Consider the following 24,416-nt stretch of genomic DNA (forward strand, 5'->3'; position numbering starts at 1 on the left):
TATCAGCCCTTCCCCAGCAGCAGCCGGGCCTCGCCGACGGTGATGACGGATCCTGTGACGAGCACACCGCCGCCCGCGAACTCGCCCTCCTCCTCGGCCAGCGTGATCGCGGCCTCCAGGGCGTCCGGCAGCCGCGGCTCGACCTGCACCCGCTCGTCGCCGAACACCTCGACGGCGATCGCGGCGAGTTCGTCGGCGTCCATCGCGCGATGGCTGGAGTTCTGCGTGACGACGACCTCGGCGAAGATCGGCTCGAAGGCCTCCAGCAGCCCGCGTACGTTCTTGTCCCCGCTCGCCCCGACGATCCCGATCAGCCGGCTGAAGTCGAAGGCCTCTCCGACCGCCTCGGCGGCGGCGCGGGCGCCGGCCGGATTGTGGGCGGCGTCCAGGACGACGGTCGGGGACCGCCGTACGACTTCCATCCGCCCCGGGGACGACACGGCCGCGAAGGCCTTGCGGACCGTGTCGATGTCGAGCGGCTCGGGCCGCTGCGAGCCGACGCCGAAGAACGCCTCGACGGCGGCGAGGGCGACGGCCGCGTTGTGCGCCTGGTAGGGGCCGTGCAGGGGGAGGAACACCTCGGTGTACTCGCCGCCGAGCCCGCGCAGGGTGAGCAACTGCCCGCCGACGGCGATCTGCCGCGCCACCACCCCGAACTCGAGCCCCTCGCGGGCCACGGTCGCGTCGACCTCGACGGCCTTCTTCAGCATCACCTGGGCGGCATCGACCGGCTGCTGCGCCAGGATGACCGTCGCGTCCTGCTTGACGATGCCGGCCTTCTCGGTGGCGATCGCCGCGGTGGTCTCGCCGAGCCGGTCGGTGTGGTCGAGGTCGATGGGGGTGACGACGGCGACGTCCCCGTCGATGACGTTGGTGGCGTCCCAGGACCCGCCCATGCCGACCTCGACGACGGCGACGTCCACGGGAGCGTCGGCGAAGGCGGCGTACGCCATCCCCGTGAGCACCTCGAAGAACGACAGCCGGTACTCCTGCTGGGAGTCGACCATCTCGACGTACGGCTTGATGTCCTCGTACGTCTCCACGAACCGCTCGGCGGAGATCGGCGCGCCGTCCAGGCTGATGCGCTCGGTGATCGACTGCACGTGGGGGCTCGTATACCGGCCGGTGCGCAGATCGAAGGCGCCGAGGAGGGCCTCGATCATGCGGGCGGTGGAGGTCTTGCCGTTGGTGCCGGTGATGTGGATGGAGGGGTACGACCGCTGCGGCTCGCCCAGTACGTCCATCAGCGCGGCGATCCGGCTGACGGAGGGCTCCAGCTTGGTCTCGCCCCAGCGGGTGGCGAGCTCCGTCTCGACCTCCCTCAGGGCCTTGTCGACCTCGGGGTCCGCCGGGCGCGTCGGCACGTCGGCCTGCGGCGAACCGCCCTGCGTGCGCAGGGTACGGCTGCCGGCCTCGATCACCGCGAGATCCGGGTCCCGTTCGGTCTCGGCCGCCATGATCTCGTCGAAGTCGCTGCTGTCGTGCGGGGGCTGCGGCTGCTCACTCACGGGGCCAGTCTACGGAGGCCGGGGGGCGGGTGCGGGCCGGCGGGGGTGCCTGCCCCTGGGGGCTCCGCCCCCAGACCCCCGACCTATGCCCACCCACCACCCGACTCGGTCGGACAAGAGGTGACCCTCGCCCTGGGGGCTGCGCCCCCAGACCTCGCTGCCGGGTGCAGCGCTACGGGGTGCCGCTGCGCCCACCGCAAAGCGAAAGGCCCCCTGAGCCAACCAGCTCCGGGGGCCTTCACCGACGTACGCGAACCGCCTACGCCCGCACCTACGCCTGCGGCAACCGGTCCAGCTGCGCGGCGATCCGGGCGATGTCCGCGTCCGCCTTCGCCAACCGTGTCCGGATCTTCTCCACGACCTGGTCCGGAGCCTTCGCCAGGAACGCCTCGTTGCCGAGCTTCGCGTTCGCCTGGGCCTTCTCCTTCTCCGCGGCGGCGAGGTCCTTGGCCAGCCGCTTCCGCTCGGCCGCGATGTCGATCGTGCCGGACAGGTCGAGCGCCACCTCGGCCCCGCCGACCGGCAGGGTCGCCGTGGCGGTGAAGGCGTCGCCCTCCGGCTGGAGCCGCAGCAGCTGGCGGATGGCCGCCTCGTGCGGGGCGAGCGCCGTGCCGTCCAGCGACAGGCGGGCCGGGACGCGCTGCCCCGGCTGCAGGCCCTGGTCGGCACGGAAGCGGCGGACCTCCGTGATGACGGACTGGAGGGTCGCGATCTCCTTCTCCGCGCCCGCGTCACGGAAGCCGCTGTCCGAGGGCCACTCGGCGATGACGAGGGACTCGCCACCGGTCAGCGTGGTCCACAGCGTCTCCGTGACGAACGGGACGACCGGGTGGAGCAGGCGCAGGGTCACGTCCAGGACCTCACCGAGGACGCGCTTGGAGACCTCGGCCGCCTCGCCGCCCGCCTGGAACGTGGTCTTCGACAGCTCGACGTACCAGTCGAACACCTCGTCCCACGCGAAGTGGAACAGCGCGTCGGAAAGCTTCGCGAACTGGAAGTCCTCGTAGAACGCGTCGACTTCGGCGACCGTCTTGTTCAGGCGGGACAGGATCCAGCGGTCCGTCGCCGACATCTCGGACGGCTCCGGCAGCGGACCCTCGACCGTCGCGCCGTTCATCAGCGCGAAGCGCGTCGCGTTCCAGATCTTGTTGGCGAAGTTGCGGGAGCCCTGGACCCAGTCCTCGCCGATCGGGACGTCGACACCGGGGTTGGCGCCACGGGCGAGGGTGAACCGGAGCGCGTCGCTGCCGTACTTGTCCATCCAGTCCAGCGGGTTGACGACGTTCCCGAAGGACTTCGACATCTTCTTGCCGTTCTGGTCACGGACCATGCCGTGCAGGGCGATGGTGTGGAACGGCGGGGTGCCGTCCATCGCGTAGAGGCCGAACATCATCATCCGGGCGACCCAGAAGAAGAGGATGTCGTAGCCGGTGACCAGGACGGAGTTCGGGTAGAACTTCGCGAGCGATTCCGTCTGTTCGGGCCAGCCGAGGGTGGAGAAGGGCCACAGGCCGGAGGAGAACCAGGTGTCGAGGACGTCGGTGTCCTGACGCCAGCCCTCGCCGGTCGGGGCCTCGTCGTCGGGACCGACACAGACGACCTCGCCGTTCGGCCCGTACCAGACCGGGATCCGGTGTCCCCACCACAACTGGCGTGAAATACACCAGTCGTGGAGGTTGTCGACCCAGTCGAAGTACCGCTTCTCCATCTCCTGCGGATGGATCTTGACGCGCCCGTCGCGGACGGCGTCCCCGGCGGCCTTCGCGAGCGGCCCGACCTTGACCCACCACTGCATGGACAGCCGCGGCTCGATGGTCGTCTTGCAGCGCGAGCAGTGGCCGACCGAGTGGACGTACGGCCGCTTCTCGGCGACGATCCGGCCCTCGGCGCGCAGCGCGGCGACGATGGCCGAGCGGGCCTCCAGCCGGTCCTGGCCCTGGAAGGGGCCGTGGGCGGTGATGACGGCGTGCTCGTCCATGATCGTGATGGCGGGCAGGTCGTGGCGCTGGCCGATCTCGAAGTCGTTCGGATCGTGGGCCGGGGTGACCTTGACGGCACCCGTGCCGAACTCGGGGTCGACGTGCTCGTCGGCGACGACCGGGATGAAACGGTCGGTCAGCGGCAGCCTGATGAGCTTGCCGACCAGGTGCTTGTACCGCTCGTCCTCGGGGTGGACGGCGACGGCCGTGTCACCGAGCATCGTCTCGGCACGGGTCGTGGCGACGACGATCGTCTCGTCCCCGTCGCCGTACTTCATGGAGACGAGCTCGCCGTCGTCGTCCTGGTACTCCACCTCGATGTCCGAGATGGCCGTCAGACAGCGCGGGCACCAGTTGATGATGCGCTCGGCGCGGTAGATCAGCTCTTCGTCGTAGAGGCGCTTGAAGATGGTCTGGACGGCCTGGGACAGGCCCTCGTCCATGGTGAACCGCTCACGCGACCAGGCGACGCCGTCTCCCAGGCGCCGCATCTGTCCGCTGATCTGCCCGCCGGACTCGGCCTTCCACTGCCAGACGCGCTCGACGAAGGCCTCCCGGCCCAGGTCGTGCCGGGACTTGCCCTCCTTGCCCAGCTCGCGCTCGACGACGTTCTGCGTGGCGATACCGGCGTGGTCCATGCCGGGCTGCCACAGCGTCTCGTAGCCCTGCATCCGCTTGCGGCGGGTCAGGGTGTCGATGAGCGTGTGCTCGAAGGCGTGCCCCAGGTGGAGCGAGCCCGTGACGTTCGGCGGCGGGATGACGACGGTGTACGGAGGCTTGTCGCTCTTCGCGTCCGCCTCGAAGTAACCCCGCTCCACCCAGCGCTCGTACAGCGGCCCCTCTACATCGGCCGGCGCGTACTGGGTCGGCAGTTCGGTGTCGGGCGCGGGTGGCTGCTGCTGAGCGTTCTCGGTCACGGGCTCAGTTTAGGGGTGTCACCGGGCAGTCCCGAAACGCGATTCTTGTGTAACGGTGGGGCCCCCGCTGCCTTGCGTGGCCTGTGACTGCGCCAGGATGTCAGGAACACATAAGCATCTGGAGGGGAACCCAGAAATGAGTCACAACCAGCCGGGCCCGTACGGCGGTCAGCCCCAGCAGCCTGGACCGTACGGTCAGCAGGGTCCCTACGGCCAGCCGGGTCCCTACGGCCAGCCGCCGCAGGCTCCGCCCGCCCAGCCCGGCTACGGCTACCCTCAGCAGACGCCGCCCGCCCAGCCGGGCTACGGCCAGCCGCCGCAGCCCCCGCAGGGCGTCCCGCCCCAGCAGCAGCCGTACGGCCAGCAGGCCCCCTACGGCCAGCAGCAGGCGCCGTACGGTCAGCAGCCGCCCTACGGCCAGGCGCCGTACGGGGTGCCGCAGCCGCCGGCCGCCGGGGGCGGTAAGAAGAAGACGGGCATCATCATCGGCGCGGTGGCCGTCGTGGCCGCCATAGGTGTGGGGGCGTACTTCGTCATCGGCGGCGGCGGGGGCGGCCTGGAGGACGACGGCGCGCACAAGCTGGACACTCCGGCGACCGTGGCGAGCGAGTACAAGCGGGTCACCGAGGGCGGCGAGAGCAGCGACTCGAAGACCACCAAGTACCTCGAGACCAGCGGCGTGAAGGACGGCAAGGCCGTCGTCGTGCAGTACTCGACGGCCGACTTCACCGGCTACGACCCGAACGACCCGAGCACCTTGCCGCCCCAGTCCGAGCTGCTGGTCGCCAAGGGCGTCACGGTCGTGGGCGGTTACGGCAAGATCGCCGACCCCGAGAAGGCCCTGGACACGTACTTCGCCGCCATCACGAAGCAGATCGTGGACAGCTCGGCCAGCTCCTCCGGCAGCGGCGCCGAGCTGATCGGCCAGCCCGAGGAGGCCGACCTCGACGGGGCGCTCATGAAGTGCCAGTCGGCGAAGAGCACCAACAGCCTCACCAAGAAGGAGTCGACCGACTGGTTCTGCGTCTGGTCCGACTACAGCACGATCGCCATGGTCTCTCCCGGTGACAACACCAAGAGCACCACCAAGGACGTCGCGATCGACCTGACGAAGAAGATCCGCGGGGAGATCCGCGTCAAGGCCTGACGCTGAGGCTCAACTGCGAAACCGCCGAGGCTCAACTGCGAAGCCAAGGACTCAACTACGAAGGGGCCCCGGTCTGTTGACCGGGGCCCCTTCGGGTACGTACGTCTGTGTCGCTACGCCGTCTTCTGCTCGCCCGGTCCCCGGCCGCGCGCGTCCCGCGGGATCAGCGTCGGGTTCACGTTCGAGTGGACGACGTCGGCCGTGATGACGACCCTCGCCACGTCCTTGCGGGAGGGGATCTCGTACATCACGCCCTGGAGGACTTCCTCCATGATGGCGCGCAGGCCGCGGGCGCCGGTCTGGCGGAGGATGGCCTGGTCGGCGATGGCCTCCAGGGCCTCGCGCTCGAAGTCCAGCTCCACACCGTCGAGTTCGAAGAGGCGCTCGTACTGCTTGACGAGCGCGTTGCGCGGCTCGACCAGGATCTGGAGGAGCGCCTCGCGGTCGAGGTTGTGGACCGAGGTGATGACCGGGAGCCGGCCGATGAACTCGGGGATCATGCCGAACTTGACCAGGTCCTCGGGCATGACGGACTCGAACTGGTCCTTGGCCTCCAGCTCGCGCTTGGAGCGGATCGTCGCGCCGAAGCCGATGCCCTTGGCGCCGGCCCGGGACTCGATGAGCTTCTCCAGGCCCGCGAAGGCGCCGCCCACGATGAACAGCACGTTCGTCGTGTCGATCTGGATGAACTCCTGGTGGGGGTGCTTGCGGCCGCCCTGGGGCGGGACCGAGGCGGTGGTGCCCTCCAGGATCTTCAGCAGGGCCTGCTGCACGCCCTCGCCGCTGACATCGCGGGTGATCGACGGGTTTTCGCTCTTACGGGCGACCTTGTCGATCTCGTCGATGTAGATGATCCCGGTCTCGGCCTTCTTGACGTCGTAGTCGGCCGCCTGGATCAGCTTGAGCAGGATGTTCTCGACGTCCTCGCCGACGTAGCCGGCCTCCGTCAGCGCTGTCGCGTCGGCGATGGCGAACGGGACGTTCAGCATGCGGGCCAGGGTCTGGGCGAGGAGGGTCTTGCCGGAGCCCGTGGGGCCCAGCAGAAGAATGTTGGACTTCGCCAACTCGATGGCGTCGTCGCGGCCTTGGGCGCCGCCGTTCTCACCGGCCTGGACCCGCTTGTAGTGGTTGTACACCGCGACCGAGAGGGCTTTCTTGGCCGGTTCCTGGCCGACGACGTACCCCTCGAGGAACTCGTAGATCTCGCGGGGTTTGGGGAGCTCCTCCCAGCGGACCTCGCTGGTCTCGGCCAGCTCCTCCTCGATGATCTCGTTGCAGAGATCGATGCACTCGTCGCAGATGTAGACACCGGGCCCTGCGATGAGCTTCTTGACCTGCTTCTGGCTCTTGCCGCAGAACGAGCACTTGAGCAGATCGCCGCCGTCACCGATGCGTGCCACGGTGTGCTTCCCCTTCGCCTGGGAGACGCCTAGGTCCAGCGGCTCCTGGTGCTGCCTTATGTCCGACGGTACCTTGCCGGGCCCCTCGTTCGGGCCCCCCTTGGCACGGTTCACTTTGACGTGCACGTTGTCGTGCACCGTCCTGAACCGTGCCAAGGAGCGGCAGACGATACAGCGTCCGCCGTCAGCGCACGCTCGCGTTGTTCATCTTCCGGGTGGAGATGATCTGGTCGATCAGGCCGTAGGACAGGGCGTCCTCGGCCGTGAGGATCTTGTCGCGCTCGATGTCCTCGCGGATCTTCTCGATCGGCGTGGTGGAGTGCTTGGCCAGCAGGTCTTCCAGCTGGGCACGCATCCGGAGGATCTCGTTCGCGGCGATCTCCAGGTCGGACACCTGGCCGCGGCCGGTCTCGCTGTAGGGCTGGTGGATCAGCACCCGGGCGTTCGGGAGCGCCATGCGCTTGCCCGGCGTACCGGCGGCCAGCAGGATGGCGGCGGCCGAGGCGGCCTGGCCCATGCAGACCGTCTGGACGTCGGGCTTCACGAACTGCATGGTGTCGTAGATCGCAGTCAGCGCCGTGAAGGAACCGCCGGGGCTGTTGATGTAGACCGAGATGTCCCGGTCGGGGTCCATCGACTCCAGGCACAGCAGCTGCGCCATGACGTCGTTGGCGGAGGCGTCGTCGATCTGGACACCGAGGAAGATCACGCGCTCTTCGAAGAGCTTCGCGTACGGGTCGTACTCGCGGATGCCCTGCGAGGTGCGCTCGACGAAGCGCGGGATCACGTACCGGGACTCGGCCACGGGCACCGTGCTCTCGGCGCGTGCGCGGTCGTACAGGCCGCTGCCGGGGAAGTCGTTCACTGTCTCTCTCCTAGGGGCTGTGGCGGTCGGCTGGGGGCTTGCAGGAGGGCCTCAGGCCCCGGTGCCGCCGCCGCCCGGCATGTTGGCGGCCGTGGTGATGACCTCGTCGATGAGGCCGTAGTCCCTGGCCTCGGCGGCGTCGAACCAGCGGTCCCGGTCGGAGTCGCGGGTGATCTGCTCGATGGTCTGGCCGGTGTGGAAGGACGTCAGCTCGGCCATGCGCCGCTTGGTGTGCAGCAGCCGCTCGGCGTGGATCTTGATGTCCGAGGCCGAGCCGGCGAGGCCGGCGGACGGCTGGTGGATCAGGATCTCGGCGTTCGGCAGCGCGAAGCGCTTGCCGGGCGTGCCCGCGCTGAGCAGGAACTGGCCCATGGAGGCGGCGAGGCCCATGGCGATGGTCACCACGTCGTTCTTGATGTACTGCATGGTGTCGTAGATCGCCATGCCGGCCGTGATCGAGCCGCCGGGGCTGTTGATGTAGAGGTAGATGTCCTTGTCGGGGTCAGCGGCAAGGAGCAGGAGCTGTGCGGTGATCTTGTTGGCGATGTCGTCGTCGACCGCCTGGCCGAGGAAGATGATCCGCTCGCCGAGCAGCCGGTTGTAGACCTGGTCACCGAGGCCACCACCGATGGAGGGGTCGCCGGCGGCGGAGGGCATCAGATTCGTCACGTATCCACCTGCTCGTCTTACGACGGCGCCGGGCCGTCTCACGTTTCCCTGCGGGGCGGGAGCCGATTCGGGGACTCCCCTGCCCTCGTATTCATGGACCCTAACGCGCTGGTCCCTCCGGAGAATCCCGGAGAAGAGACTGTTCGCTGTCAGCGCATGTCGCTCCACTGGGTGGGGCGGGGTCCTCGCCGTGGGTCCACTGGCCGGTGGGCGGCTGCGGGTCCGCTGTGCTTCGCGCCCGCGCGGCGGAGCCGCATATTGATACAGCCCCGCGCCCCTTGAGGGCGATGTCCAGCCGTAACGCGAACAGGCCCCGGGGACGTGATGCTCCCCGGGGCCTGTCGTACGAGCGTCAGCGGCGCCGTGGGTGTCAGCCCTCGGTCTTCTCGGGCGCGGCCTCGGTGGTGGCCTCGGTGGTGGCCTCGGCCGCCGCCTCGCCGTCGGTCTCGGCCTCGGGCGTCTCGGTGGTGGCCTCGTCGGCCTCCTCCTCGTCGTCCAGGTCGATGACCTCGCCGTTGGTGTCCTTGACCGTGGCCTTCTCGACCACGACGGCCAGGGCCTTGCCGCGGGCGACCTCGCCGACGAGGAGCGGGACCTGGCCGCCCTCGACGACCGCCTGGGCGAACTGGTCGGGGGACATGTTGGAGGAGGCCGCGCGCCGCATGAGGTGCTCGGTGAGCTCCTCCTGGTTGACGTTGAGCTTCTCCTGCTTGACGAGCTCGTCGAGGACGAACTGGGTCTTGATGCCCTTGACCGCGGCTTCCTTGGTCTCGGCGTCGAACTCCTCGGCCGTCTTGCCCTGGATCTCGAGGTACTTCTCGAGGTCGAGACCCATCTGGCCGAGCTGGTGGTGCTCGAGGTTGTGCTTGCGGGTGTTGATCTCGTCCTCGAGCAGCTTCTCGGGGACCGGGACCTCGACCAGCTCGAGCAGCTTCTCCAGGACGCGCTCCTGGGCCTGCGTGGCCTGGTCGTACTGCTTCATGTTCTCGAGGCGCTTGCGGCTGTCGGCCTTGAGCTCTTCGAGGGTGTCGAACTCGGAGGCGAGCTGCGCGAAGTCGTCGTCCAGCTCGGGCAGTTCGCGGGCGGCGACCTGGGTGACCTTGACGGTGACCTCGGCCGCCTTGCCGGCTGCCGAACCGCCCTTGAGCTCGGAGGTGAAGGTGGCCTCGCCACCGGCCTCCAGGCCCTTCACGGCGTCGTCGATGCCTTCCAGCAGCTCACCGGAGCCGATGGTGTAGGAGACGCCGCTGGCGACGCCGTCCTCGAGGATCTCGCCGTCGACCTTGGCCTCGAGGTCGATGGTGACGACGTCGCCGTCCTCGGCGGCCCGCTCGACGGGGGACGTCGAGGCGAAGCGCTCGCGGAGCTGCTCGACCGACTTGTCGATGTCCTCTTCGGTGACCTCGACGGCGTCGACCTCGACCTCGATGCCGGAGAAGTCCGGGATCTCGATGGCCGGGCGGACGTCGACCTCGGCGGTGAAGTTCAGCGTCTCGCCGTCCTTCAGCTCGGTGATGTCGACCTCGGGCTGGCCGAGGACGTCGATCTCCGCCTCGTTGACCGCCTCGGTGTAGAACTTCGGAAGCGCGTCGTTGACCGCCTCCTCCAGGACCGCACCGCGGCCGAACCGCTGGTCGATGACGCGGGCCGGGATCTTGCCCTTGCGGAAGCCCTTCACCGTGACCTGCTGGTTGATCTTCTTGTACGCCGCGTCGAGGCTGTCCTTGAGCTCCTCGAAGGGCACCTCGATGCTGAGCCGAACCCGAGTCGGGTTCAGGGTCTCCACGGCGCTCTTCACGGTTCGGTCTCCTTGGGGGCTGACTTCTTGGTTTCTGCCGGAGCCAGACCGGCCCCGGCGGATTCGCCGCCCGGAGGACTTCATCAGAGGAGAGAGACACACGGGCGTGCGCTTGCATAGTAACGGCAGCGGCGACACGCCCCAAAGGCGATCACCTCAGGCGGTCACGCGAGGTGACCGCGCGGTGACCGGGTTGGCCGGTACATGGTCGGGGTGGCGGGATTTGAACCCACGGCCTTCCGCTCCCAAAGCGGACGCGCTACCAAGCTGCGCCACACCCCGTCTGGTGCGACACGTAGGCTACATGCCCGCAGGCAGCGGGGCCGCCGCATTTCACGAGCGGACCACGGCGCCCGGCGGGAGCAGAAACGCGGTGTGCGACGAACGGGGACGACCCGCTACGATGCCTTCAGTGCCGCGGTCACCTGACCTGCGGCGCGTGCTGTGCGGGCGTAGCTCAATGGTAGAGCACTAGTCTTCCAAACTAGCTACGCGGGTTCGATTCCCGTCGCCCGCTCCAACAGGCCTCCGGCCCGGTCCTTCGAGGATCGGGCCGGAGGTCTTTGCGCTGTCCGGGGGGTGTCGCCGGGGGGTGTCGTTCGAGGTCTGCGGCGGTCGGGCGGCGGCGGACCGGGCGGGCGCGGCTAGAACTGGATCGAGTTGATGGTCTCCGCTATCGAGTTCAGGAACCGCTGGATGTCGTCGGCCATGCCGGTCGAGGCGAGGAAGAAGCCGAAGAGCACCGCGACGACGGCTGGGCCGGCCTTCAGGGAACCTCCCCGGATCAACACCACCAGGATGATCGCCAACAGCAGCACCACTGACAGAGAAATGGCCACAACTGATCACACCCTTGGTCGGTCCGCTCTCCCGGCCCGGGGACGCGACCCCGCGCACCCCCGCCAGAACCATCGTGCCACCAAAGAGGTCCGCATATGCGGCGCGTGACTGAACGTTGGCTACTTCCGTGCCCGCGGCCGACCGCGGCCTAGTGTGCGGGCGGACCGACTCGGTCTGTCCGCACAGTAATTCGATCGTGCACCCGCACAGGGAATTCAACGGGTTCGTTTCCGTGTCCACACAACGTGTTCGCAGGTAATTCGAATTGACGCCACAAGCGCGCCAACAGCCCTACCAGACAGGCCCCCAAAGGCGTCTTATGCCCTGTTTAGTCAGGATGAATTACGACAAGAAGGGCCCATGTGGTGCACACCGTTGAACCCTGGACGGTGTGTTGGCCATCACGTGGACGACGAGGTCAACTCCCGGAAAACGGGGGTACTCGCAGCAATTAACCAGGAATGACGTGGAGGGTTTTACGAATACCCACAGCCGGGGCTAGGGTGCCTCAGATGTTCCACGCCGCCTCGTCCCCCGCAAGCGCAGCGAGGTCGCTGCGACCGCACGGCCAGAACCGCGCGCCACTCCCCCCGGCACACCCGTCGACGGACGGAGTGCCGAGTCCGCGTTCGCCGCAGAACACCCGAGCCGCCGCGGGCAACCAGCCTGCCCCGTCCGGCGACAAACCCGGCAAACAGCGCGACGCGTTCTTCGACAACGCCAAGTACCTGGCGATCGTGCTGGTGGCGATCGGCCACTCCTGGGAGCCGATCAAGGGCGACAGCCGGATCCTGGAGGGCCTGTACACGTTCGTGTACGCCTTCCACATGCCGGCGTTCATCATCATCTCCGGCTTCTTCTCCCGCAGTTTCGACATGCGCGCCGACCGGCTGCAACGCCTGGTCACCGGCGTCGTCGTGCCGTACGTCCTCTTCGAGACCGCCTACACCCTCTTCAACCGCTATGTCGGCGGTGAGCCGGACCAGGCGATCAGCCTGCTGGATCCCTGGTATCTGACCTGGTTCCTGGCCGCGTTGTTCGTCTGGCGGCTGACCACGCCGATCTGGAAGCTGGTGCGGTGGCCGCTGCCGCTGGCGCTCGGCATCGCCATGCTGGCGTCCGTCACCCCGGAGATCGGCAACGACCTGGACCTCCAGCGGGTGCTGCAGTTCCTGCCGTTCTTCGTGCTCGGCCTGCTGATGAAGCCCGAGCACTTCCGGCTGGTGCGGCGGCGCTCGGTGCGGATCCTGTCGGTGCCGGTGTTCGCCTGTGCGGTGGTCGTCGCCTGGTGGTCGGTGCCGCGCATGAACACGGGGTGGTTCTACCACCGTGACTCCGCACAGCAGTTGGGCGCGCCGTGGTGGACCGGACCGGTCATGGTCCTCGCCCTGTTCGGCTGCTCGCTGCTGCTGACCGCCTGCTTCTTCTCCTGGGTGCCGGGCCGCAAGATGTGGTTCACCTCGCTCGGCGCGGGCACGCTGTTCGGCTATCTGCTGCACGGCTTCCTGGTCAAGGGCGGCGACTACGGGGGCTGGTTCGACCACGCCTGGCTGCACCGGCCGCTCGGCGAGATCTTCGTGAGCGTCTGCGCGGGCGTCGCCGTCACGCTGCTGTGTACCGCGCCGGTGCGCCGCGTCTTCCGGTTCGCGATGGAGCCGACGATGGACTGGGCCTTCAAGCGGGACGCCGCCGAGGTGGCCCGCGGCCGCGAGCAGCGCGGGAAGACGCCCGTACAGGAGAAGGAGAAGGAGAAGGTCTCGGCCGGCTGAGACTGAGACTGAGACGACAAACGACCGGGTCCCCGCTGCTGAGCAGCGGGGACCCGGTCGTTTCCAGGCTGCTCTAGCTGCCCTTCAGGTGCCTCATCAGGCGCTCGAAGTCCTGCCAGCCGGACAGGTCCGACGGGTCGCCCGGCAGCGGGTAGTACAGGGCCGGGCGGGTCTTCGGGCCCAGCTCGCGCGGGGGCTCGGCGAGGGGCGTGCGGCGGGCCCGGTCGCCGGGCAGCTGGCGGACCTCCTCGGCGCCCAGGACGAAGGCGAACGGCACGCCGGGGCCCTCGAAGTGCGGCGGGACGGACAGGTCGCGGCGGGCGCGGCGGATCTGGACCAGCATGGACTGCAGGTCGTGCCGGGTGGCGAGGGCCTCGGCCGCGGCCTGTACGGCGTCCGTCGGCAGCTGCTCGCCGGGGCCGTAGCCGAACGCCATGGTGACGTCCTCCTCCACACCGCCCTTGGTGCGGGTGATGCGGACGGTCGCGATACCCGGGCGCTCCGGGGTGCCGACGACCACCAGCCAGGTCGGCGCGGGCGAGCGTTCGTGCGCCACGTCGGTCAACTGCCGCAGGGACCACGGGAGGTTGGCGGGTTCCTCGGTGCCCCAGCCGGCCGGCGGTTCACCGGTGATCTCCCGCCATACGGCCTCCACGGCGCCGCCGAGGACGAGGCGGTCGTCGGCCGGGTGGACGGTGCGGAAGGAGATGGCCAGCTGGCGTTCGCCGGTGTCGCCCTTCGCGGCGAGGCCTTCCTTGAAGGTGGCGGCGACCGGGGTGCGCGGGTCCTCCCGGGTCGCGTCCGGGGGTACGACGGTGGCGAAGAAGCCGTTGTTCCACTCCAGGACGGCTCCGGACAGGCCGTCGTAGTAGCCGTCCCGCTCGTCCTGCACCACCCAGCGCGAGGGCCAGCCCGGCAGGCTGCCGCGGACCGCCGGGGAGAGGCGGGTGCCGGCGGGGGTGACGATCTGGAGGCCGAGCTCGGCGTTCGCGGCGGCGCGGAAGGCGTCCGAGAGCCAGGCGGTCATCGCGACCACCGGGCGGTCCTGGATGATGACCGCGACCTTGTCGGTGAGGACGTCCACGGCGGGCTGGGCGGCGGCCGGGACCGGCGCCGCGCTCATCCCCTCCGTGTTGACCACGGCCAGCGACCAGGCGACCTCGGGCGGCCAGGCGGTGCCGCCGACCAGGGTGGCGAGCCGGGCGGCGAAGGTGCCGGCGAGCTGCTCGGCCTCCTTGACGCCGGTGGTGGCGCGGGCCTCGGTCCACCAGTACGGCACCTCGGGTGCGCTCGCCCCGAGCAGCCGTTCGGCCTCTCCCCTGACCTGCACCAGCAGCGGCGCCTCCACGGAGACCAGCGGGCGGCCCTGCTGGTCGCAGAGCTGCACCACCGCGCCCTCTCCCTCGGTGCCCACCAGCTGGTCCGGGCCTCCGGAGAGGAGCCCGGCGATCACGCTCAGCGGGTCGGGCATCTTCTTCGTCAGGGTGACGACGTCCTTCGTCATGGATTCACCTGGTCCCCGTGTAGACGGTCTGGATCAGCCGGCTCGGCTGTCCCCTGCGGACCAGCACCCCGCGGCCGGGCGGCTGCGCGCTGGCGTACACGCCGGGGAAGAGCTGGCCCTCGCTGCGGTCGCCCGACATCACCAGCGCCGAGGAACCGGACTCGCGCAGGCCCTGCAGCATCGGCTCGTACAGGCCGCGGGAGGCGCCCGCGACCCGTCGGGTGAGGATGAAGTGCAGGCCGATGTCGACGGCCGAGGGGATGTACGGCACGAAGGGCGCGAGCGGCTGCTGGCCGGCGGTGCTGAGGACGTCGTAGTCGTCGACGAGGATCACGATCCGGGGGCCGGAGAAGCTGCCCGGTTCCAGGTCCTCGCTGTCGGCGCTCTCGTCGGGCAGCCGCTTCTCCAGTTCGCCGGCGATGCCCGCGGCGAGGCCGGCGGCGAGCTTGGCGTTGTAGGCGTAGCCGCCCCGGTACTCCTCGGGGATGGCTCCGCGCAGGCCGCGCCGCGGGTCGAAGACGCCGAAGACGAGTTCGTCGTCGCCGTAGCGCTCGATCAGGCCCTGGCTGATCGCCTTGAGCAGGTTGGTCTTGCCGCACTCGCTGTCGCCCATGATCATCAGGTGCTGGTCGTGCTCGAACAGGTCGAGCAGGACGGGCGCCAGCTGGGTCTGGTCGAGGCCGATCGGGACGCGGCGCGGCTCGGACGCCGGGCCGGGCAGCAGCTCGGGCTCCAGGACGTGCGGCAGTACGCGCACCGGCTGGGCGACCTCGCCGGTCCAGGTGGCGCGGAGCTGGCGGGCGGTGCGCTCCAGGACCGCGCCGAGGTCGGCGGTGTCGGCGAGGCCGTCGGTGCGGGGCAGGGCGACCTGGGCGAAGAGCTTGCCGTCGGTGAGGACGCGGCCCTTCTCCTCCGGGGAGAGGGTCTGGGCGAGCTTGCGCTCGATGCTGGACTCGCTCGGGTCGTTCAGGCGCAGCTCGACGCGGGTGCCGAACTGTGACTGGGTGGCGATGCGGACGTCGTTCCAGCGGAGCATGCCGGCGACGACGTGGATGCCGTAGCCGCCGCCGCGCTTGAGGATGTCGATGACGGCGTCGTCGAGGTTCTCGAAGTCGTCGCGCAGGGCGCCGAAGCCGTCGATGAGCAGCACGATCTCGGTGGAGGCCAGCTCGGGCACCTGGCCGGCCGCGCGCAGGGTGCGCAGTTGCTCCAGCGAGTCGATGTTGTGGATGCGGAAGAGCTCCTCGCGCTGGTCGAGCATGGCGCGTACGGAGTCGATGGTGCGGGCGGCGCGCTCGCGGTCGGCGCGGCCGGCGACCCCGCCGACGTGCGGCAGCCCGGACAGGGCCTGGAGGCCGCCGCCGACGAGGTCGAGGCCGTAGATGCCGACTTCCTGCGGAGTGTGCGTCAGGGCCAGCGAGAGGGCGAGGGAGCGCAGCAGGGTGGTCTTGCCGGACTGCGGGCCGCCGATGACCGCCGCGTGGCCGCCGGACAGGGTGAGGTCCAGGTACCACTGCCCCTGCTGCTGCTTGGTCGGGTCGTCGATGATGCCGAGCGGCACCTGGAGGGGGCCGCGTCGCTTGGCGAGCTGCATGCCGCGCGCGCCGACCTCCACGGGCCCGGCGACCTTGTCGAGGGGGACGGCGGCGGGCAGCGGCGGCAGCCAGATCTGGCGTACCGGGCGGGCGCCGGCGTTCTCCAACTGGTCGATGAGCACGCCGAGTTGGGTGGGACCGGTCTCCCGGCGCCGCATCTTCGGCTCCTCGGGCGCCGAACTCCCGTCCTCGCCGAGGGTGTTGTACGCCTCGTACTTCAGGGCCAGCGGACCGGTGTCCTCCTCGTCGCGCTGCACGGGGCCGCTGTAGGCGCCGGAGACATAGCTGGCCTTGAACCGCTCGTAGTGGCTGGTGTCGACCTTGAGGTAGCCGAAGCCGGGCAGCGGGGGCAGGTGGAAGGCGTCCGTGGTGTCCAGGACCGTACGGGACTCGTCGGCGGAGAAGGTGCGCAGGCCGAGCCGGTACGAAAGGTAGGTGTCCAGGCCCTTGAGCTTGCCGCCCTCGATGCGCTGGCTGGACAGCAGCAGGTGGACGCCGATGGAGCGGCCGATGCGGCCGATGGACAGGAACAGGTCGATGAAGTCCGGCTTGGCGGTGAGGAGTTCGCCGAACTCGTCGATCACCACGAACAGGTGCGGCAGTGGGTCCAGGTCGGGGCGCTTCTCGGCGCGCAGGGCGGCGTAGTGGCCGATGTCGGCGACGTTGCCCGCGTTCTTGAGGACCTGCTGGCGGCGCTTGACCTCGCCGGCGAGCGAGGCGTGGACGCGTTCGACCAGGCCGGCCTGGTTCTCCAGGTTGGTGATGACGCCGGCGACGTGCGGGAGGTCCGCGAAGGGGGCGAAGGTGGCGCCGCCCTTGTAGTCGACGAGGACGAGGGAGAGGTCCTCCGGCGGGTGGGTGGCGACCAGGGCGAGGACCAGGGTGCGCAGCAGCTCCGACTTGCCGGAGCCGGTGGCGCCGACGCACAGGCCGTGCGGGCCCATGCCCAGCTCGGAGGACTCCTTCAGGTCGAGCAGCACGGGCTCGTGGGAGTCGCTGATGCCGATGGGCACGCGCAGGAAGGCGCGTTCGCCGCGCGGCGCCCACATCTGGTTCAGGTCGAGGCCCGCGACGTCGTCGATGCCGAGCAGTTCGGCGAAGTCGACCGGGCCGGTGAGCGGGGCGTCGACCATCGACTCGGCGGACAGCCTGAGCGGGGCGAGCATCCGGGCGAGGCCCTCGGCGAAGGGGATGCCGATCTCGTCGACGGTGCCGTGGGCGCTGATCGGCTCCGGCATGCGCAGGTCCTCGATGACGACCCGCTCGCCGTCGACGGTGATGCGCACGCCCACGCTGCCGGGCTCCTGGATCCGCTGGTCCAGCAGGTGCAGCACGGTGACGCTCATGTCGCGCAGGCCGACCGCGTCGTCGGGGCGCGGCAGGTCGACGGCGTCCTCGCCGTGCCCGTCGGCGACGACCAGCAGCCGGGAGGTCATGCCGAGGGCGTCCTTGCCGGACAGGCCGCGGCGCACCTCGGCCGCGTAGGAGGCGCGGCGGCGCAGCTCGGGGCCGATCTGGCGGGCCAGTTGGGGCAGCGAGGGCGCGATGCGGCGGGCGGCGACGGGGCCGTCGAACTGCTCGCTGTCGAGCAGGTGCGGCAGCCACTTGGCCCACTCCCAGTCGGCGATCCGGTCGCCGGGCGCGGCGAGCGCCATGGCCACGTCGTCGGGCGCGTGGGTGGCGGCGGCCTGCACGAGGAGCGCGCGGGCGACCCGGAGGGTGTCCTCGCGGCTGCCGATGACGGTGATGTTGCCGACCCGGTCGAGCGGGACGGTGAGCGGGAGTTCGGTGCCGATGCTGAAGCGGGACACCAGCGCGGACGCCTCGTTCAGCATGAACTGGTCGGGCGGGGTCAGCACGTTGGACGTCTGCTGGCCCACCTTCAGATCGCGCACGGGCATCTCGCCGGTGCCGACACGGACCCGCAGGAAGTCGGCGTCCGTCCGGCGCCGCTCCCACAGCCGGGCGGGGTCGCGCACGATGTCGTACAGCGCGTCCGGCGGCGGGTTGAGCACCTGGGTGCTCTCGCGCCGCTCCCGCTCCTCCTTGGACAGCTCCTCGCGCGTGTCCTCCAGGTAGGAGAGGTAGGCCTCGCGCTGGGTGCGGCGGGTGCGCTGGGCCTTCCCGCGCTGGGAGAAGAGCAGGACCATCGAGCCGACGATCGTGACGACGAGGATGATCGCGCCCAGCCCGGCGAACTGGCTGTTGCGCACGACGGTCATCATCACGACCGACGACATCACACCGGCGACGGGCAGCAGCGAGGTCGCGATCGAACCCGACTTGCCGTCGGGCAGGTTGGGCGGCGCCTCTATGGTGCGCGACTCCGGGGAGGCCGGGGGCCGGGTGGTGCGGGCCGGCCGGTGGATCAGTCGGGTGCTCATCGTCCTTGTCCTCGGTTGTCCGCAGGTTCCCTTCGTGCAGGGGACGGTTCAGCGGCTCTTCTGGGAGAGCTGGAAGACCTCCGCGGCCAGTCGTGTGGCGGCCTCCCGGGTGTCCCGCGCGAGCAGGTCGGTGCGGATGGTGCCGCCGGCCGCCAGATGCCGGTCGTACGGCAGGATCCGCACGCTCGCCCCGGTCGTCTTCAGCTGCTCGGCGGCCTTCTCGACGTCGACTCCGGTGTGCGGGACGGTCTCGGTGAGCACGACGACGGTCGAGGTGGTGATGTCCCGGGGCAGCCCGCGCATCCACTGCAGGACGGCGTGCGTGCTGGCGACGCCCTCCAGCGTGGCGGGCACGGTGAGGATGCGGGCCTGGGCGGCGGAGAGCGCGGTGCGGGCGACCTCGGCGGGCATCGTCTCGCAGTCGACGACGGTCACCCCGAAGTAGCGGCGCAGCGACACCATGACCCGCTCGTACGCCTTGGTGTCGAGCATGGCGCCGACCTGCCCCTGGCTGCCGGGCAACAGCCAGGCGTTGTCGGGCAGTTGGACCAGGTAGCCGGTGACTTCGAGGAGCGTCATCTGCGGCTGGACGACGTCGGCGAGGTCGCCGGTGGTCCAGCGCAGGGTCTCCGCGCCGAGCCGGAGCGGCAGCGAGCCGAGCGCCGGATCGGCCTCGATGACGAGGGTCGGGTCCTGACGGTAGTGGGCGTACGTGGTGCCGAGCAGGGCGGCGATCGTCGTCTTGCCGGAGCCGCCGCGGATGGAGGTCACCGCGATCTGCCGGCCGGTGGTGACCGGCTGCTGCAGTATCTCGGCGGTGGCGGTGGTCTCAGCGACCTCGCGCGCGGCCGAGGAGGACACGGTACGGCGTACGGCCCGCAGGGCGCGGGCGCTGAACGGTTCCCCGCGGCGCGGCCCGCGACCGGCGGCGGCGAGCTTCTTGTCCACGACCGGGCGGGAGTCGGGGGTGGCGCGGGGGGATCGGGCGCGGGGGGCGGGGGCCTGCTGGGGCTGCGGCTGGGGGTGAGCCTGCTGGGGCTGGGACTGCTGCTGGGGGTACGCCTGCTGCGGTTGCTGCGGCTGGGCGGGGTAGCCCGGTTGCGGATACGCGGCGGCCTGGTCGCCGTGTCCCTGCTGCGGGTAGCCGTACGGCTGCTGCGGCTGGGCAGGGGCTGCCTGCTGCGGGTAACCGTACGGCTGCCGCGGCTGGGCGGGGTCGGCCTGCTGCGGATAGGCGTACGCCTGGGGCTGGGCCTGCGGGTGGGGCTGGGCCTGCGGGTGGGGCTGGGCCTGCGGGTGGGACTGAGCCTGGCCCTGTCCCTGGCCCTGGCCCTGCGGCGGGACGTTCTGCGCGCCCGGCTGCTCTTCCGGCTGCTGGCCCGCCGCCTGCTGTGGCTGCGCGCCCGGTTGGGGGGCACGCTGCTGGGCCGCGCCGCCCTTCAGGTCGCGCAGCACGTCGCTCTGCCAGTTGTCCCCGCTCGGCATGTCGCCCTTCTCTCCTGCTACGCCGCCGCCTCGTCGCCCGCCCGGAGCGACGGCGCGGCGGCGTCTGGTCTTCGAAGCCTCAGAACTTGTTGAGCAGTTGCCCGTAGATGCCGAACGCCCCGATGGCGAGCGGGAAGAGCCCGATCACCCCGATGGACTCGATCAGGTCGGCGAACCGCCGCAGCCGTACCTGGACGTGTTCCGGCGGCTCGACGGCGAGGACCAGCAGCGGCAGCAGTGCCGCCGCGGCCAGCAGCACGAGCGCACCGGCACCGCCCGTGTGGTCCAGCCACAGCACCGCGAGCCGTACGACCAGCAGCGCCGCCGCCCCGAACAGCGCCACGACCTCGGCGACCAGCGGGAAGGCCCGCGCCCGCGACAGCAGGACGACGGCGGTGAGCGCGGCGAGGGTCACCGTCCAGACGGTCGGCTCCTTCGCGGTGGTCAACAGCCAGCCGCCCGCGGCGGCCGACGCGGCGGTGACGACGGTGGCGAGGGCCAGCCCGCGGTGGGTGGCGGCGAGGGCGTTGGCGACCTCGTGCCGGCTCACCGAGGTGCCCGAGGAACGCTTGTCGTCGAGCGCGGTGAGCCCCGAGGCCATCAGCGCGAACCGCGGCAGCAGCCCGAGCAGGATGACGGAGACCACGGCCATCACGGCGCCGATCCGGTCCGCCCGGTCCTGTACGAGGGCGACCGCCTCCCACATGGCGGCCACACCGACGACCGCCCCGGCCCCGATCAGCCCGCCGCGGCCGAGCGGCGAACAGTAGGCGAGCAGCACGAGCGTGAGCACCAGCGCGGCGGCGACACCGGCCAGCCGGGCCGTCCCGGACCAGTCGTAGGCGTCGGCGGCGGTCGTCGCGGTGAGCAGGCCGAGCCCGCCGGAGGCGAGCAGCAGCGCGGTGGCCAGAGCCCGGTTGCCCTCGCCGATCTTCGCGATCGCCGCACCGGCGACCAGGAACACCGCGGTGACGGCCGCGAGTCCGGCGGCGACCGACTCCAGCGCGAACTCGCGCCGGGCCAGCAGCGCCGCGGTCACGGCGAACACGATGGTGGCCACACCGGCGGCGGTACGGCGTACGGCCGGACGCCAGCGCCAGGCGCGCAGGTCGAGATCGTCGGCGACCTGGTCGGTGACGTCGTGCACGACCGGCGCCGGCGGTGCGGCGTGGGCGCGGACGAGACGCAGTACGGCGCCGTCGGGGACCTCCGCCGACGACAGCGTCGCGTCGTGCGGCAGCGCGGAGCCGTCGGAGGTGATCAGCTGCCGGGTGGTCGGCCGGGACGCGGCCCGGTCGTCGAGCAACTGCAGTATGTCGGGGAGCAGTTGGCCGATCGGAGTGTCCGACGGCAGCACGATGTCGGCGCGTCGCCGCTCACCGATCAGAGTGACCCTGCTCAGCTGGGTCCGGAACGTCGTTGCTGTGCTCACCACTCACCGGAACCTATCATCGCGTCGTTTCGGCCATCGGCGTTCGCTGACATGAGCACGCCTGGCCATGCACACCGTGTTCACTGCTTCTCCGCGTTCACTGCTTCTCCGCGCTCACTGCTTCTCCGCGCCCTGGTCGCCGGCGCCGCTGGGAGAGGCGCTGGGGGTCGGGTCGTACAACTGCTGTTGCTGCTGTTGCTGCTTGTCCTCCTCGGCCTTCTGCTTCGCCAAGGTGGCCTGGAGGAAGGACCAGCCGATGCATCCGGCGCACAGCACGGCCGCGATCGCGATGCCCGCGAACATCTTGCCGAACCGCTCGTCCGCCGTCCGCCGGGCGCGCTGCGCGCCGAACAGCAGCGCGTCGCGCATCCGGCGCCGGCGCACCGCCACCGACTCCAGCAGCTGGCTGTCGTAGTCCCGTGCCATTCAGTCGTCCTGTGTAGGGGGTGTACGTGATGTACGTGTGTACGTGAGGGGTCAGTCGCCCGGGGCGAGGCCGAGGCGGTGCCGCATGGCGGCGTACTTCTGCGTGAGCCGCCGGGCGGTGTGCTCGTCGAGTACGGCGAGACGGACCGGGTCGGCGTTGTGCGCGAGGTCGGCCGCCTTGACGAGCCGGGCGCCGGGGGTGGCCAGGATCCGTTGCGCGTACCCTTCCGGTTCCTCGTCCGGCCGCTTGGTCACGGCCCGTACGACGTCCTTGGTGCGCTGCGGGACCGCGGCGGCGTCGAGCCACTCCTCGCTGAGCACGCCGTCCTCCAGGGCGTCGTGCAGCCAGGCGGCGGCCACGAGTTCCTCGCCGCCACCCCGGGCCCGCACGCCCTCCGCGACGGCCGACAGATGCTCGGCGTAAGGCCGTCCGGCCTTGTCCGTCTGCCCGGCGTGCGCGGCACGGGCCACGGCCTCGACCTCGCTGAGACTCATCTCCTGCGGCATGCGGATCCCCCCTACTTCGCTTCCGCAACATAAGACATGGACGCGCCACGCGTACAGCCGGGGTACGGCCGCCTCTCGGGCTCTGTCACACCCCGCCCGACAATCTAGTCACGATCATGAAGAGCACCCAGAGGGCGGGGACGAGCGCGACGTAAGCGCGCGGGCGGCGGTGGATGGGCAGGCCGGGGTCGTACCGCGGCCCGAGCGTCCCCGGCCCCGGAGCCGGGAGCTTGTTCACCTTGCGTACGGCGAGGAGGTTCCGGACCAGCGTCAACGGGGCGAAGAGGAACAGGGAGAGAGGGCTCCACCAGCCCCAGGCGAGCGTGTGGGCCGTCAACGCCCGGTGCACGGCCAGTCCGCAGGTCATGCACATCGGGCCGTCCGTCTTCCTGAAGCCCATGAGGATGACGAGGCCTCGGTGGGCGCGGAAGGTTACGTCCGCTGCGGGGGAACCTCCGCAGAATCTGCACATGGGTGAGGCGGGGGGTTGAGGGTGCGTGGGGGGTTGAGGGTGCGCGGCGGGTTGAGGGTGCGCGGGGGGTTGAGGGTGCGCGGGGGGTTGAGGGTGCGCGGCGGCGGAGGTGCCCGGGTCTGCCTGGGGCTGCTCCTCGGCGGACGGATCGGCGTACCAGGCGCGGAGCGAGGTGGCTATGGCGTCCAGGAGGCCGTTCTTCAGGGCCTCCGCGATCTCCCCGTCGCTCATGCGCTCCGCGCTCACGACCGCGGTGGCGGCACGCACGGCGTCGGCGGGCCGCAACCCTCCTTCCGGCGGAGCCTGGGGCAACGGACTGTGCCGCCACCGGTACTCCGGGGTTACGGCGCCGACGCCGCGCAGGGCGCGAACAGCACGCTGGATCGCCTCGCTGTAGCGGGGGAACGGCACGTGAATGGCACCACTCGGTGACTTGGTCCCCCCGCCCCACTGCACGTCCCTGTCCTCGTCCGTGAGCGCGTCGAAGGCGTCGGCGAGCTCCTGCCACGCCTCCGCGTTGTCACGGTCGAGCTGGGCGAGCAGGCGCCGGTCGTCGGCCGGGGTGACGACACGGGCGAGTTCCTCGAGCGCGACGACATCGGGGGCCTCGGTGACCGGCCCGACACCGGGTTCGTGGCTGAGCAGGCCGAGGACACCGAGGGGAGTGAGGCCACGTTCGTGAGCTTCACGGACCTTGGTGTACCACTCCAACCCCGCCTTGTAGGCACTGGGGCTGCTGGCCTTCCGGTGCATCCACTCGACCTCGGTGGCATCACCCCAGGCGTATCCGACGACTTCGCCGTCGGGGGCGGTGACGGTGATGTAGTGCACGGGGCTGGTCATGCTGGTCAGGCCTCGGGGCCTGTTCCTCCATGGGTAATCGGTTGGTCAGGGGTTCACTGATCGGCTCGGGCGAGGGCCTTGACGACATCGGCGTTCGGGGCGTCGGTGAGGGAGCCTGGGAGGGGGCGGCCCCTGCCCGGCGGCTCCTGGTCAGCCAGGAAATCGGTGAGGGCCTGGGACGGTCGGATTCCCCTTGCCTTGGCTTCACGCAGCCGACTGATCCAGGAGATGCCCTCGTTTATCCCCCGGCCCCCGGCGGCCTGCCACGGTTCATACGCGGCGGCGTCGTCCTCGTCACTCGCCCACACATATCCGAGGGCCGCACCGCCCTCCTTGTCGACCACCGTGAAGTACCGCGCCGGCTTGTCCGTCCGGTCCCGGTAGCGCGGCGGACCGCCCGGCGCCTCCTCGAACCACATGTCCTCGGCAAGGCGCGGGTTGACCGGCTGTCCGTCATTCACCCTTGGCGAGGGACTTGACCGCGTCGGCGTTCGGGGCGTCGGTGAGGGAGCCGGGCAGGGCCCGTCCGCGGTTGCCTTCCGGGTTGGACAGCATCTCCGCGAGGGCCTGGGACGGCAGGATGCCCCGCCCCTTGGCCTCTTGCAGCCGGGCGTGCCAATGACCGCCCTCGGCGAGGGCCCGGCCTCCGGCGGCGTTGCGTGGCACCCACGCGGCGGCGTCGTCCTCGTCACTCGCCCACACATATCCGAGGGCCGTGCCGCCCTCCTTGTCGACCACTGTGAAGTACCGCACCGGCTTGTCGGTCCGGGTGCGGTACCTCGACGGACCCGGCGCCACGAGGTCGAAGTGCACGTCCTCGGCGAAGCGCGGGTTGATCGGTCGTTCGCTGCTCATGAAGTCCACGTTCCCTTAACT

General features: G+C 70.4%; 18 protein-coding genes and 2 tRNA genes. 3 read left to right on the top strand and 17 right to left on the bottom strand.

What is annotated here, in order from left to right:
- Positions 1 to 2 precede the first annotated feature (2 nt).
- Positions 3 to 1,457: a bifunctional tetrahydrofolate synthase/dihydrofolate synthase gene (gene folC / locus AC5P09_RS24410; protein WP_493875983.1), complete on the bottom strand. Its 1,455-nt coding sequence runs from the start codon at positions 1,455 to 1,457 to the stop codon at positions 3 to 5.
- A 322-nt stretch (positions 1,458 to 1,779) separates the two neighbouring features.
- The gene (locus tag AC5P09_RS24415; RefSeq protein WP_493875924.1) at positions 1,780 to 4,404 is read right to left on the bottom strand and encodes a valine--tRNA ligase; all 2,625 of its coding nucleotides are present in this window, start codon (positions 4,402 to 4,404) and stop codon (positions 1,780 to 1,782) included.
- A gap of 136 nt (positions 4,405 to 4,540) precedes the next feature.
- On the opposite strand from AC5P09_RS24415, the gene AC5P09_RS24420 reads away from it, so the two are divergent.
- A complete protein-coding gene (locus tag AC5P09_RS24420) occupies positions 4,541 to 5,551 on the top strand; it encodes a hypothetical protein (RefSeq protein WP_493875925.1) in 1,011 nt (336 codons plus the stop codon).
- Between the two features lie 113 nt (positions 5,552 to 5,664).
- Here the strand turns inward: AC5P09_RS24420 and clpX are convergent, their stop codons facing one another.
- The 5 genes from clpX to AC5P09_RS24445 form a co-directional block, all read right to left on the bottom strand.
- Positions 5,665 to 6,951: an ATP-dependent Clp protease ATP-binding subunit ClpX gene (clpX, locus tag AC5P09_RS24425; RefSeq protein ID WP_217239967.1), complete on the bottom strand. Its 1,287-nt coding sequence runs from the start codon at positions 6,949 to 6,951 to the stop codon at positions 5,665 to 5,667.
- Between the two features lie 184 nt (positions 6,952 to 7,135).
- Positions 7,136 to 7,816, bottom strand: coding sequence for an ATP-dependent Clp protease proteolytic subunit (locus AC5P09_RS24430; RefSeq protein ID WP_323186068.1), 681 nt, complete (start codon positions 7,814 to 7,816; stop codon positions 7,136 to 7,138).
- 51 nt (positions 7,817 to 7,867) lie between these two features.
- Positions 7,868 to 8,473, bottom strand: a complete 606-nt coding sequence (locus tag AC5P09_RS24435) for an ATP-dependent Clp protease proteolytic subunit (RefSeq protein ID WP_493875984.1) — start codon at positions 8,471 to 8,473, stop codon at positions 7,868 to 7,870.
- Positions 8,474 to 8,855: 382 nt separating this feature from the next.
- Positions 8,856 to 10,283, bottom strand: coding sequence for a trigger factor (gene tig, locus AC5P09_RS24440; RefSeq protein ID WP_493875926.1), 1,428 nt, complete (start codon positions 10,281 to 10,283; stop codon positions 8,856 to 8,858).
- A gap of 205 nt (positions 10,284 to 10,488) precedes the next feature.
- Positions 10,489 to 10,565, bottom strand: a tRNA-Pro gene (locus tag AC5P09_RS24445).
- Between the two features lie 164 nt (positions 10,566 to 10,729).
- On the opposite strand from AC5P09_RS24445, the gene AC5P09_RS24450 reads away from it, so the two are divergent.
- Positions 10,730 to 10,803: transfer RNA gene (locus AC5P09_RS24450), tRNA-Gly, on the top strand.
- Between the two features lie 124 nt (positions 10,804 to 10,927).
- On the opposite strand, the gene AC5P09_RS24455 is transcribed toward AC5P09_RS24450, so the two are convergent.
- On the bottom strand, positions 10,928 to 11,122 hold the full coding sequence (locus AC5P09_RS24455) for a hypothetical protein (protein WP_030044846.1): 195 nt from the start codon (positions 11,120 to 11,122) through the stop codon (positions 10,928 to 10,930).
- Positions 11,123 to 11,737: 615 nt separating this feature from the next.
- On the opposite strand from AC5P09_RS24455, the gene AC5P09_RS24460 reads away from it, so the two are divergent.
- Positions 11,738 to 12,892: an acyltransferase family protein gene (locus AC5P09_RS24460; protein WP_493875927.1), complete on the top strand. Its 1,155-nt coding sequence runs from the start codon at positions 11,738 to 11,740 to the stop codon at positions 12,890 to 12,892.
- A 73-nt stretch (positions 12,893 to 12,965) separates the two neighbouring features.
- Here the strand turns inward: AC5P09_RS24460 and AC5P09_RS24465 are convergent, their stop codons facing one another.
- From AC5P09_RS24465 to AC5P09_RS24505, 9 genes are all read right to left on the bottom strand, one after another.
- Positions 12,966 to 14,396, bottom strand: coding sequence for a DUF6177 family protein (locus AC5P09_RS24465; protein WP_493875928.1), 1,431 nt, complete (start codon positions 14,394 to 14,396; stop codon positions 12,966 to 12,968).
- A gap of 4 nt (positions 14,397 to 14,400) precedes the next feature.
- Positions 14,401 to 18,375, bottom strand: a complete 3,975-nt coding sequence (gene eccCa, locus AC5P09_RS24470; protein ID WP_493875929.1) for a type VII secretion protein EccCa — start codon at positions 18,373 to 18,375, stop codon at positions 14,401 to 14,403.
- Positions 18,376 to 18,423: 48 nt separating this feature from the next.
- Positions 18,424 to 19,860, bottom strand: coding sequence for a MinD/ParA family ATP-binding protein (locus AC5P09_RS24475; protein WP_493875930.1), 1,437 nt, complete (start codon positions 19,858 to 19,860; stop codon positions 18,424 to 18,426).
- 79 nt (positions 19,861 to 19,939) lie between these two features.
- The gene (eccD, locus tag AC5P09_RS24480) at positions 19,940 to 21,295 is read right to left on the bottom strand and encodes a type VII secretion integral membrane protein EccD (RefSeq protein WP_493875931.1); all 1,356 of its coding nucleotides are present in this window, start codon (positions 21,293 to 21,295) and stop codon (positions 19,940 to 19,942) included.
- Between the two features lie 111 nt (positions 21,296 to 21,406).
- Positions 21,407 to 21,718 carry a hypothetical protein gene (locus AC5P09_RS24485; protein WP_493875932.1) on the bottom strand — a complete coding sequence of 104 codons (312 nt, stop codon included), beginning with the start codon at positions 21,716 to 21,718 and terminating at the stop codon, positions 21,407 to 21,409.
- A gap of 51 nt (positions 21,719 to 21,769) precedes the next feature.
- Complete coding sequence (locus AC5P09_RS24490) at positions 21,770 to 22,213, bottom strand: HD domain-containing protein (protein WP_493875933.1); 444 nt, start codon at positions 22,211 to 22,213, stop codon at positions 21,770 to 21,772.
- Between the two features lie 97 nt (positions 22,214 to 22,310).
- Positions 22,311 to 23,540, bottom strand: coding sequence for a DUF6508 domain-containing protein (locus AC5P09_RS24495; protein WP_493875934.1), 1,230 nt, complete (start codon positions 23,538 to 23,540; stop codon positions 22,311 to 22,313).
- A 53-nt stretch (positions 23,541 to 23,593) separates the two neighbouring features.
- Entirely contained in the window at positions 23,594 to 24,001 is a 408-nt protein-coding gene (locus tag AC5P09_RS24500; protein ID WP_493875935.1) for a hypothetical protein, read from the bottom strand.
- Positions 23,994 to 24,395 carry a hypothetical protein gene (locus tag AC5P09_RS24505; protein WP_493875936.1) on the bottom strand — a complete coding sequence of 134 codons (402 nt, stop codon included), beginning with the start codon at positions 24,393 to 24,395 and terminating at the stop codon, positions 23,994 to 23,996. Before AC5P09_RS24505 ends, AC5P09_RS24500 begins: the two co-directional genes overlap by 8 nt.
- Positions 24,396 to 24,416 lie beyond the last annotated feature (21 nt).

The sequence above is a fragment of the Streptomyces sp. a15 genome (assembly GCF_059026085.1).